Annotated in this window: 14 protein-coding genes; 10 read left to right on the forward strand and 4 right to left on the reverse strand. The window is 35.1% G+C overall.

Annotated elements, in window-relative coordinates; all coding sequences use genetic code 11:
* Positions 1 to 23: 23 nt before the first annotated feature.
* The 9 genes from J4050_RS05405 (at position 24) to J4050_RS05445 (ending at position 11,291) form a co-directional block, all read left to right on the forward strand.
* Positions 24 to 476 (forward strand): Fur family transcriptional regulator, encoded by a 453-nt coding sequence (locus J4050_RS05405; RefSeq protein ID WP_208153048.1) that lies wholly within the window; start codon positions 24 to 26, stop codon positions 474 to 476.
* A gap of 13 nt (positions 477 to 489) precedes the next feature.
* A complete protein-coding gene (locus tag J4050_RS05410) occupies positions 490 to 1,770 on the forward strand; it encodes an adenylosuccinate synthase (protein WP_208153050.1) in 1,281 nt (426 codons plus the stop codon).
* A gap of 82 nt (positions 1,771 to 1,852) precedes the next feature.
* Positions 1,853 to 3,673 carry an OstA-like protein gene (locus J4050_RS05415; RefSeq protein ID WP_208153052.1) on the forward strand — a complete coding sequence of 607 codons (1,821 nt, stop codon included), beginning with the start codon at positions 1,853 to 1,855 and terminating at the stop codon, positions 3,671 to 3,673.
* Positions 3,674 to 3,681: 8 nt separating this feature from the next.
* The gene (locus J4050_RS05420; RefSeq protein WP_208153054.1) at positions 3,682 to 4,857 is read left to right on the forward strand and encodes an aspartate aminotransferase family protein; all 1,176 of its coding nucleotides are present in this window, start codon (positions 3,682 to 3,684) and stop codon (positions 4,855 to 4,857) included.
* A 159-nt stretch (positions 4,858 to 5,016) separates the two neighbouring features.
* Positions 5,017 to 6,423, forward strand: coding sequence for a tetratricopeptide repeat protein (locus J4050_RS05425; protein WP_208153056.1), 1,407 nt, complete (start codon positions 5,017 to 5,019; stop codon positions 6,421 to 6,423).
* Between the two features lie 37 nt (positions 6,424 to 6,460).
* Complete coding sequence (locus tag J4050_RS05430; RefSeq protein ID WP_208153058.1) at positions 6,461 to 7,429, forward strand: DUF368 domain-containing protein; 969 nt, start codon at positions 6,461 to 6,463, stop codon at positions 7,427 to 7,429.
* Positions 7,430 to 7,447: 18 nt separating this feature from the next.
* Positions 7,448 to 8,467, forward strand: a complete 1,020-nt coding sequence (locus tag J4050_RS05435; RefSeq protein WP_208153060.1) for an undecaprenyl phosphate translocase family protein — start codon at positions 7,448 to 7,450, stop codon at positions 8,465 to 8,467.
* Positions 8,436 to 9,197, forward strand: a complete 762-nt coding sequence (locus J4050_RS05440; protein ID WP_208153062.1) for a shikimate dehydrogenase family protein — start codon at positions 8,436 to 8,438, stop codon at positions 9,195 to 9,197. Before J4050_RS05435 ends, J4050_RS05440 begins: the two co-directional genes overlap by 32 nt.
* Positions 9,198 to 9,275: 78 nt before the next feature.
* Positions 9,276 to 11,291 carry a DUF349 domain-containing protein gene (locus J4050_RS05445; protein WP_208153064.1) on the forward strand — a complete coding sequence of 672 codons (2,016 nt, stop codon included), beginning with the start codon at positions 9,276 to 9,278 and terminating at the stop codon, positions 11,289 to 11,291.
* 244 nt (positions 11,292 to 11,535) lie between these two features.
* On the opposite strand, the gene mazG is transcribed toward J4050_RS05445, so the two are convergent.
* From mazG to ruvX, 4 genes are read right to left on the reverse strand one after another with little or no spacing between them, the layout of a single operon-like run.
* The gene (gene mazG, locus J4050_RS05450; protein WP_208153066.1) at positions 11,536 to 12,309 is read right to left on the reverse strand and encodes a nucleoside triphosphate pyrophosphohydrolase; all 774 of its coding nucleotides are present in this window, start codon (positions 12,307 to 12,309) and stop codon (positions 11,536 to 11,538) included.
* 2 nt (positions 12,310 to 12,311) lie between these two features.
* On the reverse strand, positions 12,312 to 12,737 hold the full coding sequence (locus J4050_RS05455) for a DUF5606 family protein (protein WP_208153068.1): 426 nt from the start codon (positions 12,735 to 12,737) through the stop codon (positions 12,312 to 12,314).
* Between the two features lie 10 nt (positions 12,738 to 12,747).
* Entirely contained in the window at positions 12,748 to 13,338 is a 591-nt protein-coding gene (def, locus tag J4050_RS05460) for a peptide deformylase (protein WP_208153070.1), read from the reverse strand.
* A gap of 37 nt (positions 13,339 to 13,375) precedes the next feature.
* Positions 13,376 to 13,789, reverse strand: a complete 414-nt coding sequence (gene ruvX / locus J4050_RS05465) for a Holliday junction resolvase RuvX (RefSeq protein ID WP_208153072.1) — start codon at positions 13,787 to 13,789, stop codon at positions 13,376 to 13,378.
* 353 nt (positions 13,790 to 14,142) lie between these two features.
* Between ruvX and J4050_RS05470 the strand changes: the two genes are divergently transcribed.
* Positions 14,143 to 14,958, forward strand: coding sequence for a 2,3,4,5-tetrahydropyridine-2,6-dicarboxylate N-succinyltransferase (locus tag J4050_RS05470; RefSeq protein ID WP_208153074.1), 816 nt, complete (start codon positions 14,143 to 14,145; stop codon positions 14,956 to 14,958).
* The last annotated feature ends 6 nt before the right edge of the window (positions 14,959 to 14,964 follow it).

Consider the following 14,964-nt stretch of genomic DNA (forward strand, 5'->3'; position numbering starts at 1 on the left):
TTGTGTAAATTTGCAGCTTAATTATGAATGCAACAACCGAAGAAAGTAATCAGGAAATCGTAAAACGTGTTTTTACGCAATTTTTAGAAGAAAAAGGACATAGAAAAACTCCTGAACGCTACGCTATACTTCAAGAGATCTACGATAGTGAAGAACATTTTGATATAGAATCGCTCTATATAAAAATGAAAAATAAAAACTATCGTGTGAGTCGCGCTACACTCTACAATACAATTGAATTACTTCTTGAATGTGCTTTAGTACGCAAACACCAATTTGGGCAAAGCCAGGCGCATTACGAAAAGTCATATTTCGATAAGCAACACGATCATGTTATTTTAACCGATACAGGAGAAGTTATTGAGTTTTGTGACCCTCGCATTCAATCGATCAAAAAAACCATTGAGGAGGTTTTTGATATTAACATAACTAATCACTCACTCTATTTTTACGGCAACCGTAAAAAAGACGACTAACTAATTTTAAACAATGGCAGTAGATTTACTACTAGGACTTCAATGGGGAGATGAAGGTAAAGGGAAAATTGTTGATGTATTTACGTCAAAATACGATATCATAGCAAGATTCCAAGGAGGTCCAAATGCAGGACATACTTTAGTTTTTAATGGAAAAAAACATGTTTTGCACACCATCCCATCAGGTATTTTTCATGACAACACCACCAATCTAGTTGGTAACGGAGTTGTAATTGACCCTGTAATTTTTAAAAAAGAATTAAATAAATTAGATGAGCAAAATGTGGACTACAGAAGTTCACTATGCATATCTAGAAAAGCACATATAATTCTACCAACCCATAGATTGCTAGATGCTGCCAGTGAAGCTGCAAAAGGAAAAGCTAAAATTGGGTCTACGCTTAAAGGTATAGGACCAACCTACATGGATAAAACGGGAAGAAATGGAATAAGAGTAGGTGATATTGAATTGGTAGATTGGAAAGAGAAATACAGAGCATTGGCTGATAAACATGAAGCCATGATTTCATTTTACAATGTAGATATTCAATATGATTTAAAGGAACTCGAAGCAGAATTCTTTAATGCCATCGAAACTTTAAAATCACTAAAATTTATTGATTCAGAAGAATTTATTCATCAAGCCCAAACATCTGGCAAGTCAATTTTAGCAGAAGGTGCACAAGGATCTTTATTAGACATTGACTTCGGAACCTACCCATACGTCACCTCGTCTAACACCACTGCCGCTGGCGCCTGTACAGGTTTAGGTGTTGCGCCAAGTCATATCGGTGAAGTTTTCGGTATTTTTAAAGCTTATACTACACGCGTAGGATCAGGTCCGTTCCCTACAGAATTATTTGATGAAGAGGGCGAAACAATGGCACGCGTTGGACACGAATTTGGTGCTACAACTGGAAGACCTAGACGTTGCGGTTGGTTAGATTTGGTAGCCTTGCGTTACGCGTGCCAAGTCAATGGTGTAACTCAACTTATTATGATGAAAGGGGATGTGCTTTCGGGGTTTAAACGATTAAAAGTCTGTACGGCATACAACTACAGAGGTGAGTCAATCTCACATCTACCCTACAACATTGAGTCTAAAAATGTAAAACCTATTTACACGGAACTTAAAGGTTGGTCAGCTGATTTGACGCAAATGAATGAAGTATCAGAATTGCCGACAGAATTCAATGATTATGTGGCCTTTTTAGAAAATGAACTTCAAATTCCTATTACAATTGTTTCGGTAGGACCAGATAGAAAACAGACCATTGTAAGAAAAGAAGTTTAGCCCTACCTTAAGCCTGTTAAATAAACCATAAACCATACTAAATGGTAGTTTTGGCGGTTTCATAGTAATACAATCTTTTGTCATGCATACGTTTAGAAATTGGCTTAGCTTAATTTTACTTTTCACAGGAATTGTTGCTCTTGCGCAAGAAAAAGAGGTCATTACAATAGAATATGCAGGTACAGGTTATACAGACCCTAATATCAAAGAAGGTGGTAAGGTTTTTCTAAGAGACAAATCACAACAAGTTCATTTTATTCACAAAGGCGTAGACATGTGGTGCGATAAGGCCATTTATTATGAAGACCAAGATTTCATTGAGGCCTTTAGCAATGTTTTAGTTAAGCAAGGAGACTCCATAAACATGGTTGCAAAATACGTGGAGTATAGTGGCATAACCCAATTAGCAATTGCAAGTGGAGACGTAGTTCTAACAGAGCCGCAATCCGTATTGAGCACAGATACCCTATATTTTGATCGTGTTAAGCAACAAGCCTTTTATAAAACACGTGGTAAGGTAGTTAGAGATACGTCTGGCACAATAACAAGCCAGATAGGACGCTATTATTTAAATGCACGTAAATACCAATTTATACAAGACGTAGAATTGGTGAATCCAGATTATACATTAAATACAGAACGTCTTGATTTTTTTCCGGATACTGGTTATGCGTATCTTTTTGGTCCGTCCACTATTGTAGGCGAAGGCAGTAAGGTTTACACAGAACGAGGCTTTTACGATACAAATAACGATACTGGCCATTTTCAACGCAATGCTCGTGTAGACTATGACAATAGAACCGTAGAAGGTGACAGTATTTATTTTGATAGAAATCGAAATTTTGCATCAGCAACTAATAACATTACCGTTACGGATACCATTAATAATAGTATAGTCAAAGGCCACTACGCCGAGGTATGGCGCAACCAAGATTCGGTATTTATAACAAAACGTGCACTGGCAATTACCTTGCAAGAAAAAGACTCTGTTTATGTACATGCTGATACTTTAATGGTTACGGGAAAACAGGATAACAGAATAACGCGCGCTTATTACAATGTAAGACTTTATAAAAGCGATTTAGCTGGTAAATCAGATTCTATACATATTAACCACAATACAGGACTAACCCAGATGATTAATCTAAGTCGATTTAGCTCATCTGATGCATTTGCCACCGCGCGAAAACCTGTTCTATGGAATATGGGAAATCAAATGACTGGCGACACTATTCATCTTATCTCAAACGTAAAGACGGAAAAGTTAGATTCGTTAAAGGTCTTTAACAATGCTTTTTTAGTAAGTAACGATAGTCTAAGTGAAGATGGCTACAATCAAATTAAAGGCCAAAGACTTATCGGACTTTTTAGGGACAATGAACTTTACAACGTAGATATAATTAAGAATGCTGAAGTGATTTACTATTCTAGAAATTCCGCAAATGAATTGGTAGGAATCAACAAATCTAAATCGGGCAGTATCAATATTCAAATAGAAGAACAGGAAATACAAGAAATCCGTCTAATTAATCAAATTGATGGAGAACTTTACCCTGAATCCAAATTTCCTAGAAGTGGAAAACGTTTACGTGGATTTGATTGGCGAGGTGAAGAACAACCAAAGTCAGTAGAGGACTTATTTATTGGCGACCCACCACTAGACTTGCCTAAAATAAGCGGTTTAAGAGATTATGTCCCTCCTGAGGAATTCATTGACGACGAGGTAAAAGAGCGAGTTGAAGCTGCTGGTAAAAGTGCACCAAATAAAGTTAACAAGGCTGCCAGAAATTTACCTAGCCCAGCCTCACCATCATCAACAAAGAAAAAACCTGCCTTTGCTCCTGTTTCGCAAACAAAAGAAAAGAAAAAGACAGATTCGCCAACAAAAACAAAAGATGAGTAAATTTGAAGATGGTTAACGACTTCTTCAAATATCAGGCTCAAACTACAACGCATCCATTAGCCCTAGAGGTTAGTCATGCAAAAGGCTCTTACATTTACGACGTCTGCGGAAAATCATATCTAGATTTTGTGGCTGGTGTTTCTGCATGCAGCTTAGGTCATTGTCATCCTAAAGTAATAGCTGCAGTTAAGTCTCAGCTAGACAGTTATCTTCATGTGATGGTATATGGAGAGTTTATCCAAAAGCCCGCTGTAGAACTCGCCAAACTCCTGGCTAAAAATCTTCCCGAACCTTTAGATACAACGTATTTGGTTAATTCTGGAACAGAGGCTATTGAAGGTAGTATAAAGCTGGCAAGACGTTATACTGGCAGAACAGAAATTATAGCCGCCAAAAACGCGTATCATGGTAATACATTGGGGTCATTAAGCTTAATGGATTTCCAAGAACGCAAAAGACCATTTTTACCATTAATTCCAGATGTAAAACATATTGCTTTTAACTGTGAATGGTGCTTACGACAAATCACAGAAAAAACTGCAGCTGTAATTTTAGAAACAATCCAAGGTGGTGCAGGTTTCATTGAACCTATAAATGATTATCTAAGAAACGTACAAAAGCGCTGTAATGAAGTAGGCGCCTTATTAATTCTTGACGAAATACAACCAGGAATAGGTAGAACTGGTAAACTTTTTGGATTTCAAAATTACAATTGTATTCCAGATATTGTTGTTACAGGAAAAGGCCTTGGCGGTGGATTACCTATAGGTGCGTTTACAGCCTCCAATCTTTTAATGTCTCAATTAAGTGAGAATCCCAAATTAGGTCATATCACTACCTTTGGTGGTAATCCTGTGATAGCAGCGGCCGCACTTGCAACACTTAAAGAAATCACTGAGTCTGATTTAATGCAGCAGACTTTAGAAAAGGAGAAACTTATACGCTCTCATTTAAAACATAAACATATAAAAACTATAAGAGGTAAAGGTTTAATGCTAGCCGCAATAACGGAACATCCAGAAATAACGGATAAACTTATTCTTGAGGCTAAAGCACGAGGTCTCATATTATTTTGGTTACTTTTTGAACCTAAGGCAATAAGAATTACCCCTCCACTGACCATTTCTAACGAAGAAATTATTGAAGGATGTAAAATAATCTGTTCAATTCTAGATGAAATTTGATTCACTATTCCAATCCCAAACTATTGACGTACAGTAAATAAGCACCATAATATTGTAGTCTCAAATAGTGTTAATTATTTTGTTAAAAACAATCGCCAAAGTCATTTGATATAGCTAAGTATACCCCTAATTTTAGTTCAGTGAATTATTAAACCGCCTATGCAATATAGTCACGAAGACGAAAACCTTTCTCTCACCCGATTTGAATCCATGTTAAAAACGAACGATATCCTGTTCTTTGATTCAAACGAATTTGAAAACATCATACATCATTATTTAGAAAACGGAAAAATTGCTCTAGCCAAGCGTGCTATAAAACTTGGACAAGAGCAGCACCCTTCCTCTATTAATTTAAGTTTGTTTCAAGTAGAAATATTGGTGATTGAAAATAAATTTGTAGAAGCTGATGAAATTTTGGAAAAGCTTCATCAATTGGAGCCGAATAATGAAGAAGTATTCATTCAAAAAGCCAATGTCTTATCCAAGCAAGACCTACACCAAAAAGCAATTCACACATTGCTGCACGCTATTGATTTATCTAGTACTCCAGAAGACAATTCAGATTTGTATGCCCTTGTAGGCATGGAGTTTTTATTTCTTGATGATTTTCAAAATGCCATTATATATTTCAAAAAATGTATTGAAACTGACATGACTGACTATGGCGCATTACACAATATCGTGTATTGCTATGATTTTTTAAACAAGAACTCGGAGGCCATAGAATATCTCAACTGGTTTATAGACTCTAATCCTTATTGTGAAGTAGCATGGCATCAATTAGGACGACAATATTTTGCAATAAAAGACTACGAAAAAGCAAATGCTGCTTTTGATTTTGCCATAATATCAGATGATACTTTTGTAGGTGCTTATATAGAAAAAGGTAAAGTTCTTGAAAAACTGAAACTTTACCATCAAGCTATTGAGAACTATAAAATTACACTTGCATTAGATGAGCCCACCTCTTTCGCTTTATTGAGAATAGGCCACTGCTACGAGAAACTTGGAAATGATGACCTTGCTGTTCAGTTTTTCAAAAAAACTATCGATGATGATGCGCTGTTAGATAAAGGCTGGCTTGCAATTACCAAGTTTTACATGAAACGTCTAAATTACCAAAAGGCACTCTACTATATTAAAAGTGCTGTAAATATTGATGGTGATAACGTTTTATATTGGAAACTCTACGCTACAATAAACAAACGACTTAACTTTTTAGAAGAAGCCGAACATGGCTACAAACGGTCTTTAGAACTTGGCAATTACGAATTAGACACTTGGTTAGAACGTTCCGATATACTTATCTCATTAGGTGAATATGAGATTGCTTTAAAAAATCTCAAAGAAGCACTTGAGTTTTACCCTGAAAATGCTGAGATTGAATACCGTTTAGCAGGTTTACATTTTAAAGTATCAGAAGAGTCTAAAGGTCGTTTTCATCTTAAAAACGCACTTTTCTTAAATTCTGAATATAGCTTTATTATTTCCGAATTATTTCCAAATGTAGAGCAAATGCCAATAGTAAAAGCTATTATTTTAGAGTCTAAAAAAGCTTCCAACTAAAAAATCCATACCTTAGCCTTTCTATTAAAAATTTGAAATGCAAAGACGTGTTTTAGATTACCTTATCATAACGTTCAAAGGTATCGCTATGGGAGCTGCAGATGTTGTTCCTGGAGTTTCTGGAGGCACAATAGCCTTTATTTCAGGAATATATGAAGAGCTTATAGAAAGCATTGATAACATTAGTCTAAATGTTTTTAAAGTATGGAAAACGGACGGATTCCTATCAGCTTGGCGTTCTATAAATGGAAATTTCCTTTTGGCCTTGTTCTCAGGTATTGCGGTTAGCATCTTATCCCTTGCAAAGCTCATTAAGTGGTTACTTCATAACGAACCTATACTCTTATGGTCCTTCTTTTTTGGGCTTGTCTTAGCGAGTATTTTATATATCGCAAAGCAAATAGAACGCTGGAATTTAGCAGTAATAATTGCAATTGTCATAACGTCTATCACATCTTATTACATTACCCTTGCAGAACCTTTCGCCTCACCTGACAGCTACTTATATCTCATGTTTTGCGGATTTATAGCTATCATAGCCATGATACTTCCTGGTGTATCCGGAGCATTTATTCTATTGATATTAGGTGCGTATCAAACAGCAATAGATACCATAAATAATTTAGTAGAAGGTCTTACCACTGGAAATCTCGACTTATTCAAAGACGCCTTTATAAAATTTGCATTATTAGGTTTAGGTGCAGTCGTTGGCCTCAAGGTCTTCTCAAAAGCTCTAAACTGGATGTTTAAGCACAAAAAAAACCTTACACTGGCTATATTAACCGGCTTCATGATAGGTTCTCTTAATAAAATATGGCCTTGGAAAGAAGTGCTAAAAACTAGAATTAACTCTAAGGGTGAGGAGGTAACATTATTAGATAAAAGCATTCTTCCCTCATTATACGATGGAGATAATCAAATTATGTCAGCACTTGTTTTAATTGTTATTGGATTCGCTACTATTCTTATTTTAGAATATTTAGGTAAAGAAAAAAACAATCCTTAAAAGAAACTATTAAATTAAGTGGAAAGCACTAGAAGTCTTAAAGATCGCATTTTCCTTATTATTAAAGGTCTAGCTATGGGAGCTGCAAATAAGGTTCCGGGAGTTTCTGGTGGTGTTGTTGCTTTCGTCGCAGGGTTTTACGAGGAGTTTATTTATTCACTTCAAAGAATTAACAAAACAGCTTTTAAATTACTTTTCAATGGCAGATTTAAAAGCTTCTATAGATATATCAATGGCAAGTTTTTAATGTTGCTGTTCTCCGGAATGATTATAAGTTATTTCAGTGTATCTAAAATCCTAGATTATTTAATAATCAATTACGAGCTTTATGTTTGGAGCACATTTTTTGGAATGATTTTAGGCTCCATCTATTACATTAATAAAGACTTTGGCGACTGGAATACTAAAACAATTTTGGCATTGATAATTGGAGCTGCCGTCGGACTCAGTATTAGCTTTTTAGATCCCGCAACAGAAAACGATAATTTAATTTTTGTTTTTTTCTGTGGCATTATAAGCGTCTCAGGCATGACCTTGCCAGGCTTCTCTGGCTCGTTCATCCTTATACTATTAGGCAATTATGTCTTATTATTAGTAGATTCTGTCAATGCACTTTACGACACCTTATTTGATGTTGCCAGTGGCAACTTTGAATTTATCCAAAACGAAGTGAGAATACGATTGCTAAAGGTATTGGCTGTTTTCACTATTGGTTCAGTTACAGGTTTAGTTACCTTTTCACATATCTTAAATTACATTCTACACCACTATAAAAATATAACATTGGCTACTATTGTTGGATTTATAATTGGATCTTTAGGTGTTGTGTGGCCTTGGAAAAAGACTATTTACAAAATAGATACTAATGGCGAATTAATTTTAGATTCTACTGGAAAACAGATTATTGCAAATTATGAACGCTATTTGCCCGAGTTTAACACAGAAACTTACCTTGCTATTGCTTATATTGTCTTAGGAATATTAATTGTACTTAGTTTAGAGTGGTATGGCGAGCGCACAAGAAAAATCAAATCATAAATTTGGACTTGTAGGTAAGGACATTGATTACTCTTTTTCACGAAATTACTTTTCAGAAAAGTTTAAATCTCAAGACTTACCGCACAGCTATGTGAATTTTGATATTGATAATATTGATAAATTAGATGACATTATCAAAAATAGTCCTGATTTAAAAGGCTTAAATGTTACCATACCTTATAAAGAAACTGTTATTCCCCTCCTAGATGGTCTGCATAAACGTGCCAAAAAAATTGGTGCAGTAAATACAATCAGAATTACGCGCTATCAAAAACTCATTGGGTATAATACGGATTTTTATGGCTTTAAAGAATCCCTAAAACCTCTTTTAGAAAAGCATCACAAACGCGCTTTAATTCTTGGTACCGGTGGAGCTTCCAAAGCCATAGCCTACGCACTTAAAAAACTCAAGATAGAATACGATTACGTGTCTAGAAATGAAAAACCAGGCGTTAAGTTTTTATATTTAGATTTAACAGAAGCGATTATAAGTTCTTATCCCATCATAATTAATTGCACACCTATTGGCACGTATCCTAATGTTAATGAATGTCCGGATATCCCTTATGAAGCCATAACATCAAGACATATTTTATATGATCTTATATACAATCCAGAACAAACAAAATTTCTTAGCTGTGGTGATATTAAAGGTGCCAAAACTATCAATGGATTAGACATGTTAAAGCTTCAGGCAGAAAAATCTTGGGAGATTTGGCATAAGTCCTAAGTGGTAGCTAAGCCCTCATTTCCTTTGTAGTTCTTGTAGTTGTTAGTATCTTTAACGTTCTAATAAAATTTTACAGACATGTCTGAGACTGATAACCTGCAAGATGCAGATGGAAAAAAAGAAACGATTTCTAAAAAGATTACACAAGAAACAAATCCAGTTTCAAAAACTGAGACTCAAGAATCCGTTGAGTTAGAAATTATAGCTGAGGCCGGCAGCAGTACTACTGAAAAAGTAGAGGAAACTGAGACAATGGAACCTTTAATCGAAGTAGAGCATGCCGCTAAAACTCAAGACGAGCATGTCGACGAAATTGAAGCATCCAACGCAGAAGATGCTGAGGATGAGGCAAATGCTGAACGCCATGACGTTGAAGAGAAGGATTATCACTCTATGACCATGGATAAACTTGTGACTGAATTTAACCGGTTGTTGAAGCATCATAAAGTACAGACCATATCAAAACAAGTCAATGAAATAAAGCGCGAATTCAATGAAAAATTCAATGCTTTAATCGATGAGAAAAAAGAGGAATTTGTTGATAATGGTGGTAATGAAATTGACTTCTATTTTACAAATGACAACAAAAAACTCTTTAACCAATTATATAAAGACTACAAAAAAGGCATTAATACCTATTATAAAGAGCGAGAACAAAGCTTAAAAGAAAACTTAGAAAATAGGCTTGCAATCATCGAAGAAATAAAAGGCCTACTTAATGTCGAGGAAAATATAAATACAACGTACAAGCACTTTAAAGAACTGCAAGATAAGTGGCGCCATGCTGGGCCAATTCCCAGGGATAAATACAACAATGCTTGGAATACCTATCATCATCACGTAGAACGCTTTTATGATTTCCTACATCTCAATAACGATTTGAGAGATATGGATTTTAAACACAATTACGAGCAAAAGCTAAAAATCATTGAACGTGCAGAAGAATTAGCAGAAGACGATAATATAAATAGAGCGTTTAGAGAACTACAGGTATTACATAAACTTTGGAAAGAAGAGCTCGGACCAGTAGCCAAAGAACATCGCGATGAAATATGGGAACGCTTCAGCCATGCCACAAAAACAATACATGACAAACGCCAAGCTTATTACGTTGATTTAGATAAAGCTTACGAAAAAAATCTTGAGCGCAAGAACGAGATTATTGCCCAAATAGAACAAATAGCTGAACCTCAAATAAACTCTCACAGCGCATGGCAAAAGAAAATAAAAGAAATTGAAGCGCTGCGCGAGGCCTTTTTTAACGCTGGTAAAGTACCTTTAAAAGTCAATGAAGTAACATGGGCAAGGTTTAAAAATGCGGTTAGGCAATTTAATCGTGGTAAAAATCAATTTTATAAAAGCTTAAAAAAAGAGCAATACGAAAACCTTCAAAAGAAGAAGGAACTTATTAAAATAGCTGAAGAAAATAAGGAAAGTGATGATTTTGAAGTCGTTACACCACTTATGAAAAAAATCCAAAACGACTGGAAAAAAATTGGTCACGTACCAAGAAGGGATAGCGACAAGGTTTGGAAACAATTTAAACAGGCTTGCAATCACTATTTTGACCGTATCCATAGCAAACGAAAAGAAGAAAACCAGCACTTATATGACGCTTTTGACAAAAAGACCAAAATGCTAGACTCTTTAAAGACGTTAGAGCTTGGTGATGATCCAAAATCTAATATCAAAGTTTTAAAGGAAAAAATTGCCGAATGGAAATCAATTGGTCATGTGCCTCAAAACAAACGTTATATTGATGGCAAGTTCTATAAGGCCATAGACAATGCCTTTGATAAACTTAAAATGGACAAGTCTAAATTAGAGATGGTTAAATTTGAAAGTAAGCTTGAAAATCTAGCCAATAATTCTGAAGACACTAGGCTATTGGATAACGAACAAAATTTTATTAGGAAAAAGATTGGAGATGTTAAGTCAGAAATCAATCAATTAGAAAATAATCTATTGTTCTTTTCTAATGTAGATGACACTAATCCTCTAGTGCAAGATGTGCATAAAAATATAGATAAACATAAAGCAGAATTAGAAACTTGGAAAGTTAAATTATCGAAAATAAAAAGTATGTATTCTTAAAATACCAACTCTTAAAATAAATAAAAATCAAAACCCATCTGCTTTAAAACCAGATGGGTTTTGCCCTAACTAAACTAAATTAACCTTAATTACAACCGCTTCTAATAATTAAGATTTTCTACTAAGATTATAAAAACAATATTTGCCTTTATATTATAAGTACGTCTAGAAATAAATATTTGGATGTTAAAAAAACAACTTTGATAAAGTTTTAACAATTATTGACTTCTAAATCTGTTAAAACCTATAATTTTTTGGCTTCTTCCCAGTAGACATCCATTTCTGTTAAGGACATGTCTTTAAGGTCCCTGTTGAGCTCCTTAGCTTTTAACTCGAGATACTGAAAGCGTTTAATAAATTTTTTATTTGTTTTTTCTAGAGCATTCTCTGGATTTACATTTAAAAAGCGAGCGTAGTTAATCAATGAAAAAAGAACATCGCCAAATTCGCTTTCTATAGCTGCTTTATCTCCTTTTTTAATTTCGTCCCTTAATTCGGTCAGCTCTTCTTCTACTTTTTCAAAAACCTGCTCTGGCTTTTCCCAATCAAAGCCAACACCAGCAACCTTATCTTGTATTCGGTTTGCCTTCACCATCGCGGGAAGACTCTTGGGCACGCCTTCTAAAACGCTCTTTTTTCCTTCTTTGAGTTTTAATTGCTCCCAGTTTCGTTTGACGTCCTCTTCATTTTCTACTTTAACATCACCATAGATATGAGGATGCCGATCTACCAGTTTGTCGCAAATTGAGTGACACACATCTGCTATATCAAACGTATTTGTTTCGCTCCCAATTTTAGAATAAAAAACAATGTGCAGCAGAACATCGCCCAACTCCTTCTTAACCTCAGTTAAATCCTTATCAAGGATGGCATCACCCAGTTCATAGACTTCTTCAATAGTTAAATGGCGTAAAGATTCCATGGTCTGCTTTTTATCCCATGGACATTGTTCGCGCAACTCATCCATTATAACAAGTAAGCGTTCAAAAGCTTCTAATTGCGCTGTTTTATCGGACATATCTATTCTTCCTCAGAACTATCACCGTCCTCTTCTGCCTCTAAATAATCAAGCAAGTCATTCGTATGTAACAAATTATACCACTGTATGATTTTCTTTATATCAGAGGCGTAAACCCTGTCTTCATCATAATCTGGCAATACATTAAAAAAATACTCTTCTAAAGTGTCTTTATCGTCCTTATGGCTTACTGAGGTCTTCTCTGCATTTTCTTTATCCTTAACCTTTTTTAGTACGTCCCTTAATGGGACTTCTTCGGTTAGTGTGTAAATGGCAATTTCACTTAAAATGCTAATATTACTGTGAGCACCAACGGTGATTCGTTTTTTATCAATTAATGATTCTACTATAGCTCCATTTCTTGTTTGGGTTACAATTTGATAAAGTCCTGGTTTACCAGAAATGGATAATATTTTATCTAAACTCATAGCTTATTTTTTAGCGCTTTCTGCTCATTGCTGGAAATCGCATTCTATAATCAATTTTTATTTTTCCTTTTGAAATATTGGTCAATTTTCCTTTTATTAATCGCTTTTTAAATGAGGATAGCTTATCTGTAAATAGTACACCTTCAATGTGGTCGTACTCATGTTGTATAACGCGAGCAATTAAGCCATCATACTCTTCTGTATAAGTATCAAAGTTTTCGTCTTGATACTGTATTTTTATCTTCGGTTTTCTAAATACGTCCTCTCTTACATCTGGAATGCTTAAACAACCTTCGTTAAAGGCCCATTCATCACCGTCTTCTTCAAGGATTTTAGCGTTTATAAATGTCTTTTTAAATCCTTTAAGTTGTTCCTTTTCTGCTTCAGAAAAGCTCTCATCTTCAGCAAAAGGTTCTGTATCAACTAGGAATAATCTTATAGATAAACCTATTTGAGGTGCAGCCAATCCGACTCCAAATGCACCATACATGGTGTCATACATATTTTCAATAAGTGTGCTCAAATTGGGATAATCCTTATCAATTTCCTTAGCTTTTTTCTTTAAAACGGCATCTCCATAAGCCACTATAGGTAAAATCATAATTGTTTATTTACGAGTGCAAAAGTACAATACTTATTTAAGATTTTGAAGCCAAATAACTTTGTAAAATAAGCGTGGCACTGATTTCATCTATGAGCGCTTTATTTCGTCTCTGCTTTTTTTTAAGCCCACTATCTATCATCGATTGAAATGCCATTTTAGATGTAAATCGTTCATCGACACGTTCTACAGGAATACCGGGTAAGGCCTGGTTTAATTTTTTGAGAAAAGCCCCTATATAGATTTCACTTTCTGATGTCGTATTATCCATTTGCTTTGGCAAACCCACAACAAAAAGATCTACTTGCTCATTTGATATATAATTTTTGAGAAAGGTTATTAAATCTTTTGTATCTACAGTGGTTAAACCAGAGGCTATCAACTGAAGCTCATCAGTAACAGCAAGTCCTGTACGTTTAGTACCAAAATCTATAGCTAAAATTCTTCCCATGACCCCAAAGTTACAACTCCTTAGCAAAAAACGCCTCTTTATTAAAGAAGCGTTTAATTAGCTATTAATTAAATTATGATTTTAACCCTCTATTTTAAAATCATTTTAATCATACCTATAAGACCCATAAGCATAATAAAGGTCACAAAAAAACCTCTCTTTAATTTGGGAAGAGAGGTTTTAAATAATTAGCTATTAATTAACTTCTTAGATAATCTATAAAGAAGAATTATCTATGATTTAATTATTAATAAGACACATCTTTAAAATAGAGGTCACAAAATTTTCAAAAATTCTTTCTTTTGGCCCTAAACAACATCTTATCTTTGACAAAACTCAAAAAAATAAGCCTCATGGAACAATTACAATCAGTCATAGAAAGCGCATGGGAAGACCGTTCCTTGTTATCACAAACTACAACTATTGAAGCAATAAGAGAAGTTATAGACTTAATTGATAAAGGAAGTCTAAGAGTTGCAGAACCCATTGGAAATGGATGGCAGGTCAATGAATGGGTAAAAAAAGCTGTGGTTATGTACTTTCCGATACAGAAAATGGAAACCTATGAGGTTGGAATATTTGAATACCATGATAAGATTCCGTTAAAACGAAATTACAAGGCCAAAGGTATACGAGTTGTACCTCATGCTGTAGCAAGACATGGTGCTTATATTTCTAAAGGGGTTATTCTAATGCCAAGCTACGTAAATATTGGAGCCTATGTAGATGAAGGAACCATGGTAGACACCTGGGCAACCGTAGGCAGTTGTGCCCAAATTGGTAAAAATGTTCATCTTTCTGGCGGTGTGGGTATTGGTGGTGTTTTAGAACCATTACAAGCTGCTCCGGTAATTATTGAAGATGGTGCTTTTATAGGCTCTCGATGCATTGTTGTTGAAGGCGTGCATGTGGAAAAAGAGGCTGTCCTAGGAGCTAATGTAGTTCTTACCATGAGTACTAAAATTCTTGATGTTACAGGAGATAAACCTATTGAAATGAAAGGACGTGTGCCCGCAAGGTCAGTCGTTATTCCGGGAAGCTACACTAAAAAATTTGCTGCAGGTGAGTACCAAGTGCCTTGTGCGCTTATTATTGGCAAGAGAAAGGAAAGTACTGATAAGAAAACATCTCTTAACAACGCGCTTCGAGAGTATGGTGTTGCCGTTTAATAGTGG

Origin of the sequence: Winogradskyella pelagia (genome assembly GCF_017581965.1) — a bacterium.
Classification (GTDB): Bacteria; Bacteroidota; Bacteroidia; order Flavobacteriales; family Flavobacteriaceae; genus Winogradskyella; species Winogradskyella pelagia.

What these genes read in the sequence shown, in the direction of transcription:
- ruvX (WP_208153072.1), bottom strand. Translation starts at nt 13,789, where the DNA reads ATGGGAAGAATTTTAGCTATAGATTTTGGTACTAAACGTACAGGACTT.
- J4050_RS05430 (WP_208153058.1), top strand. Translation starts at nt 6,461, where the DNA reads ATGCAAAGACGTGTTTTAGATTACCTTATCATAACGTTCAAAGGTATC.
- def (WP_208153070.1), bottom strand. Translation starts at nt 13,338, where the DNA reads ATGATTTTACCTATAGTGGCTTATGGAGATGCCGTTTTAAAGAAAAAA.
- J4050_RS05415 (WP_208153052.1), top strand. Translation starts at nt 1,853, where the DNA reads ATGCATACGTTTAGAAATTGGCTTAGCTTAATTTTACTTTTCACAGGA.
- J4050_RS05420 (WP_208153054.1), top strand. Translation starts at nt 3,682, where the DNA reads ATGGTTAACGACTTCTTCAAATATCAGGCTCAAACTACAACGCATCCA.
- J4050_RS05470 (WP_208153074.1), top strand. Translation starts at nt 14,143, where the DNA reads ATGGAACAATTACAATCAGTCATAGAAAGCGCATGGGAAGACCGTTCC.
- J4050_RS05445 (WP_208153064.1), top strand. Translation starts at nt 9,276, where the DNA reads ATGTCTGAGACTGATAACCTGCAAGATGCAGATGGAAAAAAAGAAACG.
- mazG (WP_208153066.1), bottom strand. Translation starts at nt 12,309, where the DNA reads ATGTCCGATAAAACAGCGCAATTAGAAGCTTTTGAACGCTTACTTGTT.
- J4050_RS05410 (WP_208153050.1), top strand. Translation starts at nt 490, where the DNA reads ATGGCAGTAGATTTACTACTAGGACTTCAATGGGGAGATGAAGGTAAA.
- J4050_RS05440 (WP_208153062.1), top strand. Translation starts at nt 8,436, where the DNA reads ATGGCGAGCGCACAAGAAAAATCAAATCATAAATTTGGACTTGTAGGT.
- J4050_RS05405 (WP_208153048.1), top strand. Translation starts at nt 24, where the DNA reads ATGAATGCAACAACCGAAGAAAGTAATCAGGAAATCGTAAAACGTGTT.
- J4050_RS05425 (WP_208153056.1), top strand. Translation starts at nt 5,017, where the DNA reads ATGCAATATAGTCACGAAGACGAAAACCTTTCTCTCACCCGATTTGAA.
- J4050_RS05455 (WP_208153068.1), bottom strand. Translation starts at nt 12,737, where the DNA reads ATGAGTTTAGATAAAATATTATCCATTTCTGGTAAACCAGGACTTTAT.